Annotated in this window: 1 protein-coding gene; it reads left to right on the top strand. The window is 70.6% G+C overall.

Going from position 1 to position 731, the window contains the following annotated elements; genetic code table 11:
- Positions 1 to 44: 44 nt before the first annotated feature.
- Positions 45 to 731, top strand: a 687-nt coding sequence (locus tag C6558_RS38855) for a helix-turn-helix domain-containing protein (protein ID WP_199197130.1), incomplete at its 3' end; no start/stop codon positions are given.

The following is a 731-nucleotide window of genomic DNA, read 5'->3' as shown; positions in this document are numbered from 1 at the left end:
AAGCGCCCGCCATGACACTGACACCATGACTTACAATTGTCACTGTGAACTGGTTTTCTGATGATCTGACGGCCACCCTCGACGCCCTCCGCGCGCGTCGTGGCGACACCACCTCGGTCGAGGTCAAGCGGGCCACGGGCGGCGTCCCTTCCATGCCGGAGACGCTCTGCGCCTTCGCCAACATGCCCGACGGTGGAACCGTCATCTGCGGCGTCGACGAGGCGCACGGCGAGTTCCGCGTGGTGGGCGTGCCCGACGTCGCCGTGCTGGAGGCGGGGCTCGTGGCCCAGGCGCGCGAGGCCGTCACGCCCAGTCCGACCCTCCTGCCCCAGGTCTTCCGCCTGGACGGGAAGGACGTGCTCGTCGCCCACGTGGTGCCCCTGCGCCTCACGGACCGGCCCGCAACGGTGCGAGGGCAGGCCTATCTCCGCCAGTCCGACGGCGACTACGTGATGCACGCGCACGAGCTGCGCATGATGGAGGTCGCCCAGCTCCACGCCGAAGAGCGCGTGGACTACGACGTCAAGCCCGTCACCGGGATGAGCGAGGAGGACCTGGTCCCCGAGCTCGTGACCGACTACGTGGCGGCCGTGCGCGAGCGGGACCGCCGCCTCCGTGACCGCACGCACCAGGAGATCCTCCGCCAGACCAACGTCCTCACCGCCGCCCGGGAGCCCACCCTGGCCGGCCTCTACGCCCTCGGCGACTACCCGCAGGGCCGCTATCCGGGG

Source organism: Ensifer sp. NM-2 (assembly GCF_003024455.1).
In the GTDB taxonomy this organism is placed as follows: domain Bacteria; phylum Pseudomonadota; class Alphaproteobacteria; order Rhizobiales; family Rhizobiaceae; genus Ensifer; species Ensifer canadensis.
The sequence above is the reverse complement of the archived record's forward strand: the minus strand, read 5'-3'. Positions and strand labels throughout refer to the sequence as shown.